This window comes from Gynuella sunshinyii YC6258 (assembly GCF_000940805.1).
Lineage (GTDB): Bacteria > Pseudomonadota > Gammaproteobacteria > Pseudomonadales > Natronospirillaceae > Gynuella > Gynuella sunshinyii.
Genome location: NZ_CP007142.1, coordinates 2,577,433 through 2,598,043, shown reverse-complemented (window position 1 = coordinate 2,598,043; position 20,611 = coordinate 2,577,433). Strand labels below are relative to the sequence as shown.

Annotated in this window: 18 protein-coding genes and 5 tRNA genes; 2 read left to right on the top strand and 21 right to left on the bottom strand. The window is 46.6% G+C overall.

Annotated features, from left to right (window positions below; genetic code table 11):
• The first annotated feature begins 107 nt into the window (after positions 1-107).
• Complete coding sequence (locus YC6258_RS11365; protein WP_245627043.1) at positions 108-986, top strand: histone deacetylase family protein; 879 nt, start codon at positions 108-110, stop codon at positions 984-986.
• A gap of 3 nt (positions 987-989) precedes the next feature.
• Here the strand turns inward: YC6258_RS11365 and ylqF are convergent, their stop codons facing one another.
• The 14 genes from ylqF to YC6258_RS11295 form a co-directional block, all read right to left on the bottom strand.
• The gene (gene ylqF, locus YC6258_RS11360) at positions 990-1,826 is read right to left on the bottom strand and encodes a ribosome biogenesis GTPase YlqF (protein WP_245627042.1); all 837 of its coding nucleotides are present in this window, start codon (positions 1,824-1,826) and stop codon (positions 990-992) included.
• 63 nt (positions 1,827-1,889) lie between these two features.
• Positions 1,890-2,825 (bottom strand): 1-aminocyclopropane-1-carboxylate deaminase/D-cysteine desulfhydrase, encoded by a 936-nt coding sequence (locus YC6258_RS11355; protein WP_082070657.1) that lies wholly within the window; start codon positions 2,823-2,825, stop codon positions 1,890-1,892.
• Between the two features lie 211 nt (positions 2,826-3,036).
• Positions 3,037-3,113: transfer RNA gene (locus tag YC6258_RS11350), tRNA-Asp, on the bottom strand.
• Positions 3,114-3,144: 31 nt separating this feature from the next.
• A tRNA-Val gene (locus YC6258_RS11345) sits at positions 3,145-3,220 on the bottom strand.
• Positions 3,221-3,401: 181 nt separating this feature from the next.
• Positions 3,402-4,679, bottom strand: a complete 1,278-nt coding sequence (locus YC6258_RS11340) for a TRAP transporter large permease (protein ID WP_044617094.1) — start codon at positions 4,677-4,679, stop codon at positions 3,402-3,404.
• Positions 4,676-5,161: a TRAP transporter small permease gene (locus YC6258_RS11335; protein ID WP_082070656.1), complete on the bottom strand. Its 486-nt coding sequence runs from the start codon at positions 5,159-5,161 to the stop codon at positions 4,676-4,678. The genes YC6258_RS11340 and YC6258_RS11335 overlap by 4 nt, the downstream gene beginning before the upstream one ends.
• A gap of 36 nt (positions 5,162-5,197) precedes the next feature.
• Positions 5,198-6,187: a TRAP transporter substrate-binding protein DctP gene (gene dctP, locus YC6258_RS11330; protein WP_052830220.1), complete on the bottom strand. Its 990-nt coding sequence runs from the start codon at positions 6,185-6,187 to the stop codon at positions 5,198-5,200.
• A gap of 15 nt (positions 6,188-6,202) precedes the next feature.
• Entirely contained in the window at positions 6,203-7,129 is a 927-nt protein-coding gene (locus YC6258_RS11325) for a TRAP transporter TatT component family protein (protein ID WP_245627041.1), read from the bottom strand.
• Between the two features lie 46 nt (positions 7,130-7,175).
• Positions 7,176-7,697 carry a hypothetical protein gene (locus YC6258_RS11320; RefSeq protein ID WP_044617092.1) on the bottom strand — a complete coding sequence of 174 codons (522 nt, stop codon included), beginning with the start codon at positions 7,695-7,697 and terminating at the stop codon, positions 7,176-7,178.
• Positions 7,684-8,397: an OmpA/MotB family protein gene (locus YC6258_RS11315; RefSeq protein ID WP_044617091.1), complete on the bottom strand. Its 714-nt coding sequence runs from the start codon at positions 8,395-8,397 to the stop codon at positions 7,684-7,686. The genes YC6258_RS11320 and YC6258_RS11315 overlap by 14 nt, the downstream gene beginning before the upstream one ends.
• Entirely contained in the window at positions 8,394-9,644 is a 1,251-nt protein-coding gene (locus YC6258_RS11310; RefSeq protein ID WP_044617090.1) for a hypothetical protein, read from the bottom strand. The genes YC6258_RS11315 and YC6258_RS11310 overlap by 4 nt, the downstream gene beginning before the upstream one ends.
• Positions 9,645-9,793: 149 nt before the next feature.
• Positions 9,794-10,963, bottom strand: a complete 1,170-nt coding sequence (locus YC6258_RS11305) for a sodium ion-translocating decarboxylase subunit beta (protein ID WP_044617089.1) — start codon at positions 10,961-10,963, stop codon at positions 9,794-9,796.
• 11 nt (positions 10,964-10,974) lie between these two features.
• Positions 10,975-12,777: a sodium-extruding oxaloacetate decarboxylase subunit alpha gene (gene oadA, locus YC6258_RS11300; protein WP_044617088.1), complete on the bottom strand. Its 1,803-nt coding sequence runs from the start codon at positions 12,775-12,777 to the stop codon at positions 10,975-10,977.
• 47 nt (positions 12,778-12,824) lie between these two features.
• Positions 12,825-13,052, bottom strand: a complete 228-nt coding sequence (locus YC6258_RS11295) for an OadG family protein (RefSeq protein WP_044617087.1) — start codon at positions 13,050-13,052, stop codon at positions 12,825-12,827.
• 224 nt (positions 13,053-13,276) lie between these two features.
• Here YC6258_RS11295 and YC6258_RS11290 point away from each other — a divergent pair, with 224 nt between their 5' ends.
• On the top strand, positions 13,277-14,218 hold the full coding sequence (locus YC6258_RS11290) for a tRNA-dihydrouridine synthase (protein ID WP_044617086.1): 942 nt from the start codon (positions 13,277-13,279) through the stop codon (positions 14,216-14,218).
• Between the two features lie 59 nt (positions 14,219-14,277).
• Here YC6258_RS11290 and YC6258_RS11285 read toward each other — a convergent pair.
• From YC6258_RS11285 to YC6258_RS11255, 7 genes are all read right to left on the bottom strand, one after another.
• Positions 14,278-14,354: transfer RNA gene (locus YC6258_RS11285), tRNA-Arg, on the bottom strand.
• Between the two features lie 31 nt (positions 14,355-14,385).
• Positions 14,386-14,462 (bottom strand) — tRNA-Arg (locus YC6258_RS11280).
• Positions 14,463-14,489: 27 nt separating this feature from the next.
• Positions 14,490-14,579: transfer RNA gene (locus tag YC6258_RS11275), tRNA-Ser, on the bottom strand.
• Between the two features lie 111 nt (positions 14,580-14,690).
• A complete protein-coding gene (gene csrA, locus YC6258_RS11270; protein WP_044617085.1) occupies positions 14,691-14,885 on the bottom strand; it encodes a carbon storage regulator CsrA in 195 nt (64 codons plus the stop codon).
• 207 nt (positions 14,886-15,092) lie between these two features.
• The gene (locus tag YC6258_RS11265; protein WP_044617084.1) at positions 15,093-16,325 is read right to left on the bottom strand and encodes an aspartate kinase; all 1,233 of its coding nucleotides are present in this window, start codon (positions 16,323-16,325) and stop codon (positions 15,093-15,095) included.
• A 119-nt stretch (positions 16,326-16,444) separates the two neighbouring features.
• Positions 16,445-19,048 carry an alanine--tRNA ligase gene (gene alaS, locus YC6258_RS11260; RefSeq protein WP_044617083.1) on the bottom strand — a complete coding sequence of 868 codons (2,604 nt, stop codon included), beginning with the start codon at positions 19,046-19,048 and terminating at the stop codon, positions 16,445-16,447.
• 239 nt (positions 19,049-19,287) lie between these two features.
• A complete protein-coding gene (locus YC6258_RS11255) occupies positions 19,288-20,460 on the bottom strand; it encodes an AraC family transcriptional regulator (RefSeq protein WP_044617082.1) in 1,173 nt (390 codons plus the stop codon).
• Positions 20,461-20,611: the final 151 nt, after the last annotated feature.

The following is a 20,611-nucleotide window of genomic DNA, read 5'->3' as shown; positions in this document are numbered from 1 at the left end:
ACGCCGTGAAATTCTCTTATATTTAAGAATCGTTCAGACCCAGACTGATAATCACAATAATGATAGATACCGCCTTCTTGAGCCACCCTTTCACAGAAAAACATGACATGGGTGAGGGACATCCGGAAAGTCCAGCCAGAACAATGGCTATCCAGCGCCACTTTTCCAATCTTGGCCTGAACACTAAAATGCTGCAACTACAGGCTGAAATGGCATATGAAGAAGCCGTACTCAGGGTCCATCACCCTCGCTATATAGAGCAACTGGAACAAATGTCGCCGCTGTCCGGATTAATTCAGGCCGATCCGGATACATTAATGGGTCCTCACAGTCACGATGCGGCTTATTTTGCTGCCGGTGCGGGTGTTCAGGCCGTTAACGATATTGTCGACGGCAAATATCAGAGAGCCTTCTGTGCCGTCAGACCACCTGGACACCATGCCGAACCCAATACCACAATGGGCTTTTGTTTTATCAATAACATTGCAGTTGCCGTTCAGGAGCTACGCTCAAAACATGATATCAAACGAGTGGCTGTGATTGATTTTGACGTACATCAGGGGAATGGCACAGTAGAGATATTCAAGAACATACCTGATGTCTTGTTCTGCTCATCATTTCAGCATCCTTTTTATCCGAACAGCCATTGGAACATTGACCGCCCCAATATCATCAACAGCCCAATCCCTGCGTTCAGTACTGGTGAACAATTGATGAAGATATGGGAAGCACAGTGGCTACCGGCGCTGATTCAGCACAAACCAGAGTTTATTTTTATTTCGGCAGGCTTCGATGCCCATAGAGATGACCCAATGGCAGAAATGAACTGGCTGGCCAATGACTATCACTGGATCACCTCCAGACTCTGTGAAATTGCCAATAAGTATGCCGATGGCCGTGTCATTTCCATGCTGGAAGGTGGATATAACCTGAAAGCACTGGCTGCATCCGTTGAGCAACATGTACGGGCGTTACTTGAGGTTTAGCAGCTATTGCGGGTCCGGCTCCAAGTCCCGATAGGGAATTTCCTGACCGGGTTCCTCCAGACTGATACTACCGAGTTTTCCATCGCGGAATTCTCGTACAACCAAATCGCTGACCTTATGTAAATCAAAACCGCCTTTCTTCAAACAGCCTCGTTTTGCAGCAATTTGAGCCAGACACTGATAACTATCTTCTGCCAGTACCTGCAATCCATAACGTTTCATCAACAAATCAGGATACCGTTGCATCAGATAATCCACCAGATACATAGCCACATCATCGTACTCAAGAGCAGTATCTCTGATCGCGCCCGAGGCTGCCAAACGATATCCGCTCATTTCACCCTGCGGCGATGGAGACATAATTCCCGGAGTATCCATCAACTGAAAATCATCCCCTATCATGACCTTCTGCTGCCCTTTGGTAATGGCAGGTTCGTTACCAACCTTCACCATTTTTCTTCCCAGCAAGGTATTAATGAGGGTTGATTTGCCAACGTTAGGAATTCCCATGATCATAGCTCTCACAGGCTTGCCCATTTCTCCTCTGTGAGGAACCAGTCTTTTAGCCAGTTCTGGGATTTGTCGTGCTCGCTCAGGGTGTTCTGTGGTAATTGCCAGGGGAATCACATCCTGCTGCTGCCGAAAATATTGAAGCCATTGTTCTGTGACCCCTGGGTCAGCAAGATCTGATTTGCTCATGACCTTAATGACAGGACGGTCAGCACGCAACTTGGTGAGCAAGGGATTGCGGCTAGACTCAGGCAACCTGGCATCCAGCACCTCAATCACCACATCAATTTTATTAATAACTTCCTGAATTTGCCGCCGGGCTTTATTCATATGCCCAGGGAACCAGTGAATAAGCATAATACAACTCAAATAGAAAACAGTAGGTGCTGTATCTTAATTGAAATGCCAGTCAGACGCTGTAAATTCAGCCAGGTTCTTTTCCTTGAGTCGTTTTTCAAACCCACGATTACCTTGCAGCCCTCCCGTGTGTACTACCACGACTTCGCTACCCGGTGGAAAGTAATTTTTCAGCAGCAACTGATACACAGCCATGAACGCCTTCCCCGTATATATTGGTTCCAAGGGAATATTGAATTGCTTAGAAAATTCGCGACAAAAAGCCAATAGCTCCGAATCTGCTTTTGCAAAACCACCTCGATGAAAATCAGTCAGAACCAGATCCGGAGGAATATATTTGGCATCGATCCATTCCGCAATGCGGCTATACGTGGCCTTTCCTTCTGCGACACATTGAATGCCGTGAACTTTACTGTTTTTGGCAAATTTAAACAGTCCCCCAACAGTAGAACCTGTCCCTGTCGCACAAAACAAATAGTCAGGCACTATTTCCCGATATATTTTCACGGCCAATGGCTCATAAGCATCCACAACATCTGCTGTAGCTCCACCTTCGGGAATAAAAAAACATCTGCCAAACCGTTTTTCAGCCTTTTCAGCTGCCTTCGGATAGGGCATATCACACCATTCACGGTACTGATTACGAGAAACAAAATGTAACTCCATTCCCCATTTCTGAACATCTTTCAGAGTAGGTGACATTTCGGCATGATGCAGACCACGAACTACCCCGATAACAGGAATATGCTTTTGATGGCACAACCATCCTAAGGCGTGAAGATGATTGGAATATGGACCACCAAAACTGACAACCGGCAGGGTTTCATCTGCCGGATAATGAGTCAATAACGGTGTCAACTTGTAGAGCTTGTTACCGGATATATAAGGGTGATTCAAGTCTTCACGATACGTAAAAAGATGAACCCCTCTATCGAGGAAAGCCTGCCAGGGAATGGATTGTAAGAACGTCAATTGTTTATGAACTGCGCCTCAACGGTGAGACATTAGAGTTTTTTTTATGACGTACACAATAATTGTGATTGCCCTCAACATACTCCGCCGGACTATCAATGCGTTTAACCGGAACGCCACATTCCTGACAAATAGAAGCCTCATAATGTCAGGAGTCAGTAACGGAGGAACCTGTTCATTAATTACAGGGATGTCAGAATAATCCCGAAGTTGGCGGAACGGACGGGACTCGAACCCGCGACCCCCGGCGTGACAGGCCGGTATTCTAACCAACTGAACTACCGCTCCGTTGTTTTCAGTTTTTACACTTCTGAAAAAGTGGTGGGTGTGAACGGGATCGAACCGCTGACCCTCGCCTTGTAAGGGCGATGCTCTCCCAGCTGAGCTACACACCCACTGCATCGTAACGACAAACTTACTTACGTTACTATTCGACAAAGCCTATTTAGAAAATTGTGTTTTGTACAGCTCTAAATAACCTGGAAGGAAATAACAACCTTATGTCCTTACCCCCTGTCGAGTGGGAGCGCATTCTAAGGAAATCTCTAATGATGTCAATAGTTTATGAGCACTTTACTAACGAACCATGACTAAACTCAGCCAAGGAACATAGGTAATAATCAGAACGGTGATCAACAAAACCAGCATAAACGGGATAGTGGCGCGATACAAAGTCGTAATCGACTTGTTAAAGCGATAACTTGCGATGAACAAATTCATCCCCACAGGTGGCGTGAAATAGCCAATTTGCATGTTGGCAACAAAGACAATTCCCAAATGAACCGGATCGATCCCATAGTTGACAGCAACGGGCAAAATCAACGGCACCATAATGATAATCGCCGCAAAAATATCCAGGAATGCTCCCAGAATCAGTAGAAAAATGTTCAACAACACCAGAAAAGTAAACTTATCGGTGACATTAGCCTGGATAAAATTGAACAGTACCTGAGGAATTTCAGCATCAACCAAGTAATTGGTCAACGCCATGGCCACCCCCAAAATCATTAAAATACCGCCAACCATAATCATTGAGTCACGCATGACCTTGGGCACATCACGCAAGCGAATTTCTTTATATACAAAGACTTCAATGATTAGAACGTAAATCGCAGTCACTGCGGCCGCATCGGATACAACCAAAAGACCACTGAAAATCCCTCCCAGTACAATAACTGGTACCGCTAGTTCCCATTTGGCCTCCTTGACAGACAACCATAATTCTCTGGCTGAGAATGGCTGTGTTGGCAGCGGGTCATGACGATTCGCCCACAAACCATACACATATATCACAACAATCATCATTAACGCGGGTAACAGACCTGCAATGAAGAGGTCTTTTATTTCCACACCGGAAATATCCATTTGCTGCGCGATTACACCGTACAACAGTAACGGGATGGCAGGGGGAAGCAGTAACCCCATACTACCGGAGGAGGTAATCAATCCTATACTGAACCGTTCACCATACCCGCTCTGAGTCAGCGCAGGTAGCAACAGAGCTCCCAGCGCAACAATGGTGACGCCAGACCCTCCGGTCAGCATGGTGAAGAATGAGCTAGTCAGCAAAGCAATAATAATCATACCGCCGGGTAACCACCCAAGCGCAGCATTGGACAACCTAACCAATCGATCTGCTGTTTTACTTTCACTCAATAAGAACCCCGCAAATGCAAACATCGGTAGGGCCATCAGCACACTCGATTCCGTCAACCGATACAGTTCGATGGGTAAAACCATCAAATCAATCTCAGAGGAATAAAATCCCCAGATCGCAAATGCCAGAATGATTAAAAACAGAGGGACGCCAACAACAGCAAAAAAAGCCAGAAAAACCGTAATCAAGGAACTCATTCTTCAGTCACCCTTCCTCCAAAAACAAGTTCCGATACGAAACGCAGTGCGATAGATGCGAAAGCCACGGGGATCAACAGCTGAAACAGCCAGGCATGAACACTTAAGAACGCAACCGTCTCATACTCTTTTTCAGACATCACAAAACGCCAGCTAAAATATGCCATCACAAATGCAATTATGCTGGCGATCAAAGCAATAAAACGGGCAACCAGAGACTGTAAAGAAGTTGGCGCATAATGACTTAGTAGATCAATCGCAATATGCTGATTTTTGCGAGTTCCTATCATTGCGCCGAGTAAAGCGATCCATAACACCAGGATACGAATAAGAGGGTCGGCCCATACCAGGCTTGTCTCCATAAAATTTCTCATCAGGATTTGTATTACTGACAACAGCATCATGCTGGACAACGATACGACCAGCATTACATCTTCTATCCCATTCCATAGAATTCCCAAACGCCTGATAAATCTCATCATTATGCTTCCGGTACCGCTCAATCAATCATGTCCAAGTTACTGTGCCCGGACTTTTACAAGTTCAGCTTTGACCAGGTCATATATTTTTTGGGAAAACTCACCTTCTGCGACCAGCGTCTGATTGGCTTGATCGGCAGATGTTACCAACTCGACCACATTACTTTCGTCAGGAGTGACCAGATCAATTCCCCGACTCAACAACACTTTCATTGCGGCCTGATTATCCTTTCTGTTCTGCTGATCGATATTCTGCGAAGCTTCAGTGAATATGGCATCAACCAGTTTCTGGTCATCAGCAGAAATTTTCCTATAGGCTTTCGTATCTAGTGCCAGAGCCGCAGCGGTATACATAAACGGCAAATCAGTAATTTTCTTAATGTTGGTATACCAGAAGAAACTCAGTGCGGCGACAGGTGGTGAAGCGAGAGCATTAATCGCTCCAGTCTCAAGAGAGGTTTTTACTTCACCATAATTTAAAATAATGGGAGACAAACCAAAAGCTTTGGTCAGGTTTTCGGATATAGGGTCATCAGTGGGAATCCAGAATTTCTGCTGCTTCAGTTCGTCCAGGGTCGTCACGCTGTTCACCGACATAAGATAGGCAAATCCACCTTCAACCACACCGAACGTCTTCCATCCATGTTCCGTTAACCCGGCTTCGATAATCGGATCCAGCGTTTTCCGCACGGCATCGACTTCATCGTAATTTCGGAACAGCAACAACCCGTTGTATATTTGGGCATCTTTATAGTCATCCGCAAATGCAGAGATGGGGGCCATAAAGCCACTCAACTGCCCGACTCTGACCTTCCGCTTGACTGTTTTGTCATCCCCCATAACACCACCAGGGTAGAATTTTACTTTAACCCGTCCATCGGTCTGTTCTTCAATTTTCTTACCAGCGGCACGATATTCCTTCAAAATAGCAGTGCCATCCGGATATGCAGTTGAAATCTTCAGTGTCACCGCCGAAGCCGGTACGACCAAAACCAAAGATAAAATAAACAGCGTAAAACGAATAATCATTTAATTCCTCAGATATCAAAAATAGTCATTACTCTCGGCCAACAATTCCCGGGCCAGTTGTTGGGCGTAGTGGTTCTGCAAAGTCAGGCCATTTTCTTCCGGGTCAGCGGCAATCACTTCACGCAGCAATCGATCATGAAGATCCTGATCAAATACCAACCGGGCATATTTCTCTGCATACTTCACTTTGATGATCAGATTCCGACCATAGCTTAGTTCAATGCCACGTTCGAAATACTCCCTGGCCACTTCTGGCTTTCCTCCTAAACCAGGAGGAATCAGGCTGTTAATAATTCCTAAATACAATAGAGCCTGTCCACGGCTGTATGATTCATCAATCGCTACAACCTGCTTCATAATCAGCTCGACCTTAGCCAGATCAGCAACAGCATTCCAATCATCTGAATGCTCCTGAATATAGCCAGCCCACGCTGAACCTAGCGTGTATAGTGCTTCCAGGTCTTTTTTCCTGTCCATGTCCTGTACAATCTGCTGAAACTTCTCAAACTCCAGCGTCTCCAGTCCACAAGCTCTTTTTTTATGGATACACATCTGACGCTGAGCATATTTCAGGCTTTTATCAATCAACCGTACCCGCCGTTCCTTTTCCTGAACGAACAAACTGGCATAAGCTCCATTCAAGTTGGAGGCCGTCCGCAATAAACCATCATTCCTGGGGTAATTGATAACGGCTCCATCAAGAACCAACAAATATGTCGGCAATCCTTCTCTGACTGTCTCAAGGTCATCATTATTCAAGACGCCATAACCTAAAGACTCTGGCAATCGATTCACAGCACATCCGGAAAGCCATACGGATAATAACATTAGTAAAGCGACACGCGGTCGTGACATGAGTTTCGCCCTATACTTCAAAAAATTTGCCGGATAGTACCAAAATAAAATAAAAAGCTCTGGGTCAGTTTGTTTTTTTTCGGACAAAAAACAGTACTTCAGCGACAATTAATGAAAAAGGGTTGCCACGCTGTCAACCAATCGTAAAAGTATCCGGTAAACGTCGATTAGTCATTTCATGGCATTTCACAGGGTAGAGAGAATAGTAGGAAAAAAACTGCTGCAGACTAAAATCTTCCAGCACGTGATGACTGTATGCGGCTTTCCGTTCTTTGTATGCATCAAATCCCTGATAGCGCAACAGGTGTAAACATTCCGGGCAAATATCCAGCGGTCCGGCAGCATCATCTGAACTAATCACCAAAAACTCGCGATATTCCTGCACACCCTGCAGCAGGACTTTACAGCCACTGACATGGATCTGTTCTTTGTACATGGCAGCCACTCTCGAATTTTTGTATCCAAGAGTATGATCGCTCAATAGCAACAAAGGACTATCTATCAGCTTCAGGCCGGCTTTTGCAAGACTGGAACGCTCGCCACCTGTCAGGTGAATTTTCGGATCAAAAAACTCAAAATGCCCCAGTTCATTAGTCTGCATTTTTTCACGCAGTCGATTGAATGGCTCATACTGCAAAAAATCAGGGAGCTTCACTGCCAACCTCATCCAGAATTTCGGCAATTTTTGAATCAGCATCAGTTCTGACACGGAATTCAACCCGCCGGGACAATGCCTCATTTTCTTCACCATCAGCACTCAGTACAGGCTTGGAGGACGACAGACCGTTGGCAGTCAAATGGGCCTTTAACCAGTTCGCCTGATCTTTCACAGAGTCCAGTGCCAACAGGTAAGCAAGCGTCGAACGGGTACGCGATTGAGACAATTCCATATTCAGGATATACGCCTCATCGGCACTGCGACCCGCCCACATACTGGAAGTATGTCCCTCTATACGTACTTCAGAAATGTCATTGCGATATTTGTCAGACATGATGATCCGCATATAGCGAGGGAAAAAGTCCGCCAGGATTTCGGAAAACTCTGGCTTCAAATCTGTCTCGCCACGGTCAAACAGCAGCTCAGCTTTATAAAAACGAAAACTCAAGTCAGGGTCTATCTCCGCTCCCCACCGATCCAGGTCATCTTTAAACTCGGTAACCAGGTCATGATACAGTTGCGTTCGAAGACGATCATAGAGCACCACTACGTTTTCGATACGCTTGCGCTCCAACTCAACTTCCACCATGAACACAACAGCGATCAACATGAACACCATCATAAGGCCCGCCATCAGGTCGCTGACTGAAACCCAGTGCTCCTCTTGCTCTACTACCAGATTGTCGTCCGCGATCATGACTGCTCCTCAGCCATACTGACGAGTTCTTTCAGACGATCAGTCAGGGGCGTATAGTCGTTCACAAACTTTTCACTCAATGCGGTCATTTGATAGCCGAATGTTTTTAGGGCCTTGGTTAACTCCTGCTCCATGGCGGCATCAAGGTCTTTAAGTTGTCGCTGATTCAGCGCAATCAGTTCCTTGAGTTCTTCATTGACAGAATTTTGCGACTGCAAATAAGCATCGTTGAGAACCTGGCTGGCCTGATTAACCGTGGAACGAATCTGCTGACTGGTCTCAAGCAAGGTATCACTGATCACCCGCTGCTGACTCATCATCGACTCCTGCAGATGCTCAGTCACGGAAAGAATACGTTTTTCCAGATCAGGCAACCCTTGTTGAGCATTATTAATAACACCGGACAGCCGTTCGGCGAACTCTGCCAAAGCACTGCTTTGGGAGTGCAGTCCTGTCAGCATGCTCTCCATGTCCCTGGCGACCTGAGTAAACACATGGCTGTGATTAACCAGCTGCGAAAATGCTTGAGTGGCATCCACCATCGACATGGCACTTTCTTTCTGTCGATCAATAATTTCATGCAGGTTTGACATGTTCTGCTCCTGCCACACCTGCATCTTGCCAACAGATTCATTCAGCTGACGGAAATTCTCACCATATTGCTGATCGATCTGAGCATTAAAGTCGGTCATGACGTGATCAATTGCTTTGATCAATGCCTTGGTATTCGCCTCGGTCATTCGAACTTCAAAATCTTCCAACGTGGACTGCAACGCTTCCAGGTGCCCGTTAACAACCTCCGTTTGGACCCGCCACATGGACACGAGAGACCCTTCTGCCTCACCACTGATACTTTGCCCTAGATTTCTGACCTCATTGACCACGTCTTCCAGTGTCGCACCACTCCGACTGACTTGGTTTCCTTTACGTATCATGTGCAGTGCAAACCGGAATTTAATCGTTAATGCACCGAATATCCCGGCAATAGAGGTCCAGAAAGCAGTCTTAAGGCCATCGATCAACGCAGGTACAGAGGCCTGGATGTTATCGGTATTAAAATCCATCAGACCGATAGCGACCCCTACAAACGTACCGAAAATCCCCAAACTGGTGAGAATAGAAGGTGCATTATGAGCGGTATGGATGGAGAATACCGGGCCATGAAAATAAACGGTCAGAAGGGTAATCAACCCCAGCAAAACCAGACTGAGATTAGGTAACTGTTCGAAGAGGGCCTGCACGTTCAAAGAAAAGCTCCGCCGTAATTGAAGAAGAAATTAGCCTTTAGTTTAGACGGATTTTTACGTTCTGAAACAAAAGAGAGAACATTAGTCTCTCTTTTGTCGCATTAGGGAGGTTAACAGATTCACAACAAATGTGAATCGGGATGAAAAGATTATCCGCCCAAATAGCTGAGCATGACACCTGCTGCAACAGCAGACCCAATAACGCCAGCAACGTTAGGACCCATTGCATGCATTAACAGGAAGTTCTGATTATTGGCTTCCAGCCCGACTTTATTACTCACCCTTGCAGCCATTGGAACCGCTGACACCCCCGCAGAACCAATCAGAGGATTGACTGGTGTCTTACTGACTTTGTTCATGAGTTTCGCCATCAGCACGCCCGCCGCCGTACCAATACAAAACGCGATAAGGCCTAGCAACAATATCCCCAGTGTTTTGGCATTCAAAAAAGCCTCCGCACTAAGCTTGGAACCTACGCCCAACCCCAGGAAAATAGTCACGATATTTATCAGTGAGTTTTGCGCGGTATCACTCAGACGATCAACTACACCGGATTCCCGCATAAGATTGCCAAAACAGAACATTCCCAACAAAGGAGCCGCATCTGGCAAAAATAGCGCCACCAGAACCAGCAACAATAGTGGAAAAATGATTTTTTCCCGTTTTGAAACCGGGCGCAGCTGTGTCATTACAATTTTGCGTTCGCTCTCGGTTGTCAGCAACCTCATTATGGGTGGCTGAATCAAGGGCACCAGAGCCATATACGAATAAGCTGCAACGGCAATCGCACCAAGCAACTCAGGTGCAACCTGGCTGGCCACATAAATCGAAGTGGGTCCATCTGCCCCCCCAATAATCCCAATGGCTGCCGCCTGCGCAAAAGTGTAGTGCACGATGTCCAGATCGCTCATGAGCAAGGCACCGAAAACAGTTGCAAAGATACCGAACTGTGCAGCAGCCCCCAAAAAGAGCGTTTTCGGGTTCGCCAGCATTGGACCAAAGTCCGTCATCGCACCAACACCCATGAAAATCAGTAAAGGAAACACCCCTGTTTCGATACCGGCATGAAATATGTAGTACTGTAACCCACCGGCCGACTGAAGGTGACCGGCAGCATCGTATACCGGAGCGCTGTAGAAACCTGCTTCTGGAATATTAACCAGAATTGCCCCCATGCCAATCGGCAGCAACAGCAGTGGCTCAAACCCTTTCTTAATAGCCAGATAGATCAGTAGAACACCAATCAGTATCATCATGCCCTGACCCCAGGACAGATTGGCCAGACCGGAGTCACTTAACAACAGCATCAGTTTTTCCATGTCAGTAATCCTTATATTGTTAACAAAGTATCACCGACAGAGACCGCATCACCCTCTTTAATAGCAATGCTCCCGACAGTACCTGCTTTAGAAGCACTGACCTCTGTTTCCATTTTCATTGCTTCCAGAATCAACAGCACCTGACCTTCTTCAACAACGTCACCGGGCTGTACCAGAATCTTGAAAATATTCCCAGCCAGTGGTGCCAGGACCGGTTCTCCGCCCGCAGCACCAGCACTGACGGGAGCTGCTGCGGAAACATCTCCACCTTCGCTCACACCCAATTGATATTTCTGACCATTCAATGAAACCGTAACACCACCATCAACAGCCACTTCTGCAACATATGATCGACCATTAAGAGTCACTGTATAGGTATTAGCAGACGACTTGGCTGGCGCTTTCGATTCGGTTACTACTTTGGGCGCAGGTTCAAAAGCCTCTGGATTGCCTCTGTTTTGCAGGAACTTCAAACCAATCTGAGGGAACAATGCATACGTCAACACATCATCGACCACAGCATCAGCAAGTTTGAAATTTTTCTCTTTCGCGAGCGCCTCAAGTTCTCTGGTCAGGGTATCCACTTCTGATGCCAGCAAATCAGCCGGACGACAGGTAATAGCTTCGGCCCCATTCAATACTTTTTCCTGCAGTGCTTTATTAAACGGTGCAGGAGCAGCACCGTATTCACCTTTTAAAATACCCTGAGTTTCTTTCGAAATTGACTTGTATCGCTCACCTGTCAGCACGTTCAGCACCGCCTGAGTTCCTACAATTTGAGACGTGGGCGTTACCAGAGGAATAAAGCCGAGATCCTCGCGAACTCTGGGAATCTCTTCCAGTACCTGATCAAACTTATCTGCTGCTCCTTGGTCCTTAAGCTGGCTTTCCATGTTGGTCAGCATGCCTCCGGGTACCTGAGCTACCAGAATACGCGAGTCGACGCCACGTAGCGCCCCTTCAAACTTGTTATATTTCTTCCGGACTTCACGAAAATAAGCGGCTATTTCTTCGAGCTTATGAATGTCCAGCCCCGGATCACGATCAGTTCCCTGCAATGCTGCAACAATGGATTCAGTCGGTGAATGCCCATATGTCATGGACATAGAGGAAATGGCAGTATCAACATGATCTATGCCCGCATCTATGGCCTTCAGGATAGTCATGGAAGACAACCCGGCAGTCGCGTGACAATGCAGAGCAATCGGAATCTGAACCGTTTTTTTAATGGACTTAACCAGATCATAAGCCTCGTACGGATTCATAATCCCGGACATGTCTTTGATACAGAGGGAATCGGCTCCCATGGATTCGAGTTCAGCCGCTAGTTTCAACCATAACTCAACGGTGTGTACTGGGCTGGTTGTATAGGAAATGGTCGCCTGGGCATGAGCCCCCTGCTTCTTAACTGCCGCTAACGCCTGTTGCATATTGCGGGGATCATTCATGGCATCGAACACACGAAACACATCCATACCATTAGCAACAGCGCGTTCAACGAACTTGTCTACCACATCATCAGCGTAATGACGATATCCCAGCAGATTTTGCCCACGCAACAACATCTGATGCTTGGTTTTTGGCATTACCTTTTTAAGTTCCCGTAAGCGTTCCCAGGGATCTTCTCCCAGATAACGGATACAGCTGTCGAATGTTGCGCCCCCCCAGGTTTCTAATGACCAGTAACCAATAGCATCAAGCTGCTCTCCAATTGGCAACATATCATCAATACGCATCCGGGTTGCAAACAAGGACTGATGGGCATCCCGGAGGACAACATCAGTGATTTTGACGGGATTCTTAGCAGTTGACATGGTGTTTCGCCTTCAGTCGATCAAAGATGGGAATAGAACTCGTCAACTCATTGAGAGTCGTGATACGCACGAGCCGCGGCAGCGACCATTGCAATTTCAGTCTGTGAAGAAGCGGGCTGGGCTCTTGCAACAGGCTTCATTTCTTCTGGTAGAGACATGGACTTAACCAGTCGGGACATGATCGTAGTCCCCACTACGAGAATTCCGAGGAACACAAAAACAGTGCCCATACCCAATAACATGAGATACAGGCCATCAACCATATTATCTGACATTGAGTTATGTCCTTACCGTAAGATTTGGTTTTAGTGTTTATTGCCAAATATGGGACAACTGCTGTTATTTGCTGATATCGTGTTTTTTATTTGCACTTAACTGCCCCAGAAAACGGTTGTGACTGTAACCTAAAAGCCAAAAACGCTGCAATAGCGCCAGATCAGTATATGGGCCTAATTAAACTTTGGTATTATGCCCGTTTTTTGCTAACAGGCCGGCATACATGAGAATTATCCTCGCCCCCATGGAAGGTCTAATGGATTACTACCTGAGAACAGTCATCAAACATTTTGGTGGTTGCGATCTCATCATCAGCGAGTTTGTCAGAGTGGTAGACGCACTATTGCCTGAATCCGTATTTCTCAAAACTGTTCCTGAACTAACCACAACCTCCTCGTTACCAGCATCGCCTCCCGTTAGAGTTCAGCTGTTAGGCTCAGACCCAAATGCGCTGGCGGACAACGCACTAAGAGCTCTGTCGCTTGGCTCAAGCGGTATTGATCTTAACTTTGGTTGTCCCTCTAAAACGGTCAATAATCATAACGGGGGTGCGGTTTTATTGAAGGAACCTGAAAAAATATATCGGATCATAAATACCGTAAAAACAGCACTACCTCAGGGCATCTGCCTATCGGCAAAAATGCGGCTCGGCTATGATGACACCTCTCAGGCTATTGAAAATGCACTGGCTATGGAAGCTGGAGGAGCGGAAGAAATTACTGTGCATGCCCGCACTAAAGTTGAAGGTTATCAACCACCGGCACACTGGGATTGGATTGCCAGAATCAATGAAGCCACGCAAGTAAATATCATTGCGAATGGGGATATTTTTTCCGTCTCAGATTACGACGAATGCATACAAATCAGCGGGTGTCAGGATATCATGATCGGCCGAGGACTCGTATACCAACCCGATCTGGCAATGCTTATCAAGGATCGAAGCAAACCTCATCTAGAGTGGCAACAACTAGCCAACCAAATTCATACTTTCTTTTCATCTATGCAGGGCAATGTACCTGACCGTTATATCTGCGGAAGATTAAAACAATGGCTTAAGTTTTTGGCGACACGGCACGAACAGGCCAACAAGTTATTTGAAACACTGAGACCAGTTAATGATGTTTCTCAAGTAAGAAAAATTCTTCAGGAAAATCTCGTTAACTAATATTTTGAAAGGAAGGCACTAAGTATAGAAGGTTATATGAGATGACCACACTAGAAATGTGGCGCGCCCGGCACGATTCGAACGTGCGACCGCCTGGTTCGTAGCCAGGTACTCTATCCAGCTGAGCTACGGGCGCATAAAAAACATTAACTGTACAATAATTGAAATGGCGCGCCCGGCACGATTCGAACGTGCGACCGCCTGGTTCGTAGCCAGGTACTCTATCCAGCTGAGCTACGGGCGCGAAACCAACCTTTATTCAAGGAAGGTTTGGCGGAGAGAGAGGGATTCGAACCCTCGATGAGATTTCTCCCATACGCCCTTAGCAGGGGCGCGCCTTCAGCCACTCGGCCATCTCTCCAACACGGCGCGCATAATACCATGAAAAATCCAAATTAAAAGAAAAAACATCAATAAAATTAATGCATTAGCTTAATTTGAATCCGGCGCGCCATGATTCATACCAACAACTCTAGGCGTTACCGCCATTGTCGTCAGATTCCATTTCTTTTTGGATGCGTTGATAAATCTCTTCACGATGCACTGCAACATCTTTAGGTGCATTCACACCTATGCGCACCTGATTACCTTTAACACCCAATACAGTAACGGTGACTTCGTCACCTATCATTAATGTCTCGCCCACACGACGGGTAAGAATCAGCATTATTTTTCTCCTATTTCTGGACAGGTCCTGTCATCCAGCAGCTCAATGCGATACTGCTCCATGAAATCGGCCAATAAATCACGACCGCCTCCATTCATCACTATTGCAATATGCCTTAGTTACGGAGCTATAAAATAACTCCCTAACAAATACCAGCCAGATTGTTAATTATACTAATGACTCAAAATTGCTTTCGCAGGGCATACTCTATTCTTCAGTTGGTTCTGAGTCCAGACCAAATGCCGAATGCAGAGAGCGCACCGCCAATTCAAGATATTTCTCAGCAATTACAACTGCTACTTTAATTTCAGAAGTCGATATCATTTGAATATTGATCGACTCTGCTGCCAATGTGTCAAACATTTTACTTGCCACACCTGCGTGGGAACGCATCCCCACACCGACAATCGAGACCTTACAAATGGTATTGTCACCCTTGACCTCACGAGCGCCCAGATCTTCGGCAACCTGCTCAACCACCTTCAATACCTTATCGTAGTCATTACGATGCACAGTAAAAGTGAAGTCGGTCGTTTTATCCGATGCAATGTTCTGAACGATCATATCGACTTCAATGTTCGCCGCACTGACCGGTCCCAGAATTCTGGAGGCTACACCCGGTATATCGGGAACCCCCAATACAGTGATTTTTGCTTCATCACGATTAAAAGCTATTCCAGATATGACTGGCTGTTCCATAGGATCCTCATCCTCCAGGGAAATAAGAGTGCCCCGTCCTTCAGTAAAAGAGGACAAAACACGTAACGGTACATTGTATTTTCCAGCGAATTCAACAGAACGAATTTGTAATACTTTTGAGCCCTGACTGGCCATTTCCAGCATTTCATCAAAAGTAATTTTATCCAGTCGACGGGCCCTGGGTTCAACCCGAGGATCAGTGGTATAAACACCGTCAACATCCGTATATATCTGACATTCATCAGCACTTAATGCAGCTGCCAGCGCCACCCCGGTTGTATCCGACCCACCTCTACCAAGAGTTGTAATATTGCCCTCAGGGTCAACCCCCTGAAATCCGGCCACAACCACCACTTTGCCGGTTTTCAAATCGGAGCGAATTGAATCCACATCAATATGCTGGATACGAGCCTTGGTAAAAGCACTATCAGTCAGTATTTTTATCTGCCCGCCTGTATAAGACTTAGCCGGACAGCCACGCTCATTCAACGCCATAGAAAGCAAAGCAATGGTCACCTGCTCACCGGTTGATACGAGCGCATCCAATTCCCGTGGTGTTGGCTTTTTGGAAATCTCTGAAGCCAGGGCTAGCAGCCGGTTTGTCTCACCAGACATTGCTGATACAACCACAACAACATCATGACCCTGATCCCTAAAGCTCTTTACTTTGTCAGCAACAACACCAATTCGCTCAATACTGCCAACTGAGGTCCCACCAAATTTTTGAACGTATAGCGCCATAGTCAATATTTTCTTTTAGGTTAATAAGAACTGCACAGAATGCAGCACCCAACAAAGGGTGAATTAAACAATAAATAAAATCATTGTTGCATCTTCACCCGCGATTCTATTGTTCCCGGTCAAAGGTTCTCCCCAACCCAGGAAGGCACCACGGCCAAAACTCTCTCAATATTCTGGATATCAGCAAATCCGGCACGAGCAAGATCAGGCTTGCCACCACCTTTGCCATCCAGCTGCCCAGCAACATAATTAACCAGTTCTCCGGCTTTAATACGGCTGGTCAGATCTTTGGAAACTCCGACCGCCAGCTGTCCTTTACCATCGATAACACTGGCCAGCACCACCACACAGGAGCCCAGTTTATTTTTCAACTGATCCATCAGCTCAGCCAAAGCTTTCTGGTCTACCCCATCCACCTTAACCGCGAGTACTTTGGTGCCACCAACCTCCTCCGCTTTTGAAACCAGATCTGACCCTTGGCTACTGGCCAGCTTGGATTTAAGCTGATCCAGCTCTTTCTCCATCTGTCGGTTTTTCTGCAACAAACCCTGAACCTTGTCCTGAACATTACTTGAAGAAGCCTTCAACAATCCTGCGATATTGTGCAGTGACTGCTCCATAGTATTGACGTAAGCCAGAGCATAAGGTCCGGCTACTGCTTCAATTCTTCGAACACCAGCGGCAATGCCCGTCTCCGCAACCAGTTTGACCAGGCCGATATCTCCGGTTCTGCTGACATGGGTTCCACCACATAGTTCGACAGAGTAGTTATTTTCCCCCATGGTCAATACTCTGACCTCGTCACCATACTTTTCACCAAACAGCGCCATCGCACCCTTTTCTTTTGCCTTGTCAATCGGCATCAGTTCAGTCTGAACCGGGGTATTGGCAATGACCTGCTGGTTAACGATCTGCTCTATCTCGGTAAGCTGAGCAACGGTCACCGGTTCGAAATGAGAGAAGTCAAAGCGCAGGCGATCAAATGTCACCAGTGATCCTTTCTGCTGTACATGCTCACCCAACACCTGCCGTAAAGCAGCATGTAACAGATGCGTAGCACTATGATGCTTGGCCGTGGTCGCACGCTTAGTCTGATCCACCAGAGCTTTCACGGGTGAAGACTTGGTCAGTTCTCCTTTCACCACTTTGCCGTAATGAACGTGATTATCACCATTTTTAATGGTATCGCGTACTTCAAAGCGCCCCCCTGGCCACTCAATCACACCAACATCACCTGCCTGTCCGCCGCTCTCGGCATAAAAAGCAGTTTTATCGAGGACAACCGCACCTTCGGTATTTTCCGCCAAAGCGGCCACCATATTCTGCTCACCATCCAACAATGCCGCCACAACAGCATCATCAGATAAAACCTCGTAACCACTGAATTCCGTCTTAGAGCCAAAATCAATGACCTGCTCAATTTTCATTGAGAAATCGCTGGATTCCTGCGACAGCTTACGCTGACGCTCCATTGATTTATTAAAGCCATCTTCATCAATAATGAGATCATGCTCACGGGCAATATCAGCAGTCAAATCCAGCGGGAAGCCGTATGTGTCATACAACTTGAACACCGTTTCTCCCGGAATAACCTGACCTTCCAGCCCTTCAATCACTTCAGTCAACAGACGCATTCCATTATCCAGCGTTTTGGCAAACTGTTCCTCTTCCTGACGCAGCACTTTTTTGACCTGTTCAGCCAATCGCGCCAGCTCCGGATAAGGCTGTCCCATTTCCGCCACCAACGCATCCACCAACTGGTAGAAAAACACACCTTTCTGGCCCACTTTATGACCGTGACGTATGGCCCGGCGAATAATGCGACGCAACACATAACCACGCCCCTCATTGGAAGGCATAACTCCATCGACCACAAGAAACGCCGCTGAACGGATATGGTCAGCAATGACACGCAGGGATTTATCTTCCAGATTGGATGCACCAGTGACTTTGGCTGCAGCCTTTATCAATGCCTGGAATAAATCAATTTCATAATTTGAGTGCACATGCTGCAAAACCGCAGACAAGCGTTCCAGCCCCATGCCAGTATCTACGGAGGGCTTGGGAAGGTTAACCCGAGAACCATCCGGCTGTTGATCAAACTGCATAAATACGAGATTCCAGATCTCGATATAGCGGTCAAGATCATCGCCTTCGCTGCCTGGAGGACCACCAGCCACTTCCGGACCATGGTCATAAAAAATCTCGGAACAAGGACCACAGGGGCCAGTATCTCCCATCATCCAGAAGTTATCTTTATCGCCCATACGGGAGAATCGATTAGGGTCAATGCCCATTTTGTTCAACCAGATATCTTCTGCTTCTTTATCTTCATAATGAACAGTGACCCAGAGCCTGTCTTTGGGCAGCCCCAACTCTTCGGTCAAAAATGTCCACGCATAGCGGATAGCATCTTCTTTGAAATAGTCCCCGAAACTGAAATTCCCCAGCATTTCAAAAAAGGTATGGTGTCTGGCAGTATAACCAACGTTCTCCAGGTCATTATGCTTGCCACCTGCACGAACACAACGCTGGGACGTGGTTGCGCGGTTATAATCTCTGACATCCAGTCCGAGAAATACCTCTTTGAACTGGTTCATACCGGCATTGGTGAACAGTAAGGTGGGATCATTTACCGGTACCAGCGAGCTGCTGTCGATGCGGGTGTGTCCATTTTTCTCAAAAAAAGATAGAAAACGCTCTCTAATTTCAGAACTCTTCATGAATTTCGCTTCCAGAAGCCATTTACGGGGAGTTGAAGGGCCGAGAATACTACAATGACGCTGGCCCAGTCGCAATCTACCTGTTATCCAGATCCTATAGAAGATGACAACAGTTGCCATCAAAACCTGCCATAGACTGAAAAAAACCCAAATTGCCGATCAATATGTGCAAAACAACCACCCCGTTATTGCTCAGCAGAGCTTTAGGAGGCAGACCTCCTGAAAGCTCAAAAAACAACTCAGATCCGCGAAGTGAACGGAGAGTCCCTGTGCTTATGGCTGAATTCGAGACGATACTGATTGGGTGTCATCCCAACTTCCTTGCGAAACAGATAGTAGAGATATTGAATACTGGAAAGGCCGCATTGAAGGGCGATATCTTCAATGGGTGTATCGGTATGGGAAAGCAGCTCTTTAGCGTGCTTCAACCTGACTTCATGTAAAACCTGGTGGATGGTTTTATGAAGATGCTTCTTAAAGCGACTTTCAAGCGTACTTCTGGAAGTATGACATTCAACGATGATCTGCTCAGCTTTAATCGGGCGATGGTAGTGACAATAAATGTACTTCATGGCTTTTGACACCAGTGCATCATCACTGACAGACAGATAGGCAGACAGCCGATTGACGACATCTCCAGAGCTCACCAAATGATGCTGGCACGACTGGATGTCTCTAAGTTCACGCAACGCATTATACGCCGCCACACCTAACTGCCTGGGATCCAACGGTACAGTGCATATTGGTACTTTGGACAATTGGTTCTCGACAGCATCATTGTCAATGCCAATAATCGCAAGATCACCCGGTACATTCAGCTGCAGTTTCCCCGCCAGGGTAATAAGCTGCCGGGCCTGGGTATCACTGGCGCACAAATATCCTCTGTGACCATATGTTCCCTGGGTAAGATGTTGCCGAATGGTAAATGTGTCAAAGCCTCCCAACCATTGATAGCCATTCTCTTCAACGCACTGCCGGAACAGGTTCTCACGCTGTTCAGCCCATAATCCTATTTCTGCAGCCATTCCGGAAAAATAGCCAAACTGCCGCACGCCACAGGCAACCAGGTGTTCCAATGCTTTCACCACAATAGACTGGGTATCGGGGGCAACATAAATGAGCCCCGGCAATTGGATTTCCGGTAATACATGGTGATAGCTCATCAGACCCACGACCGGAACCTGAAGTCGCCGACACAACTCAACATTTCCTGGCCGATCAAAATCCGCAACAATGGCATCCCAATGGTCATCCTGAGCCACCAGCAGAGCCTCATCGTAAGCCATAAAGGACATTTGCAAATTATCATTCGAGTTTTGCAGCGCCTCGACCATACCATCGATGAGCATTCGGTCATACGGATGCTTAACATCCAGCAATACCAGTACATTCTGTTCCTTGCTCAAGGTCATAATCAACACCCGCACAATTCAAACGCAATTTCGCATATTTCATAATCATTTTGTGAGTTTTAGCAATATATCGGAATTACACCATTCATTACACTGCTTAGCACAATAGATTTTCAGGGTATGAGTTAAAGCATCTCTGGAAGCCATCTAT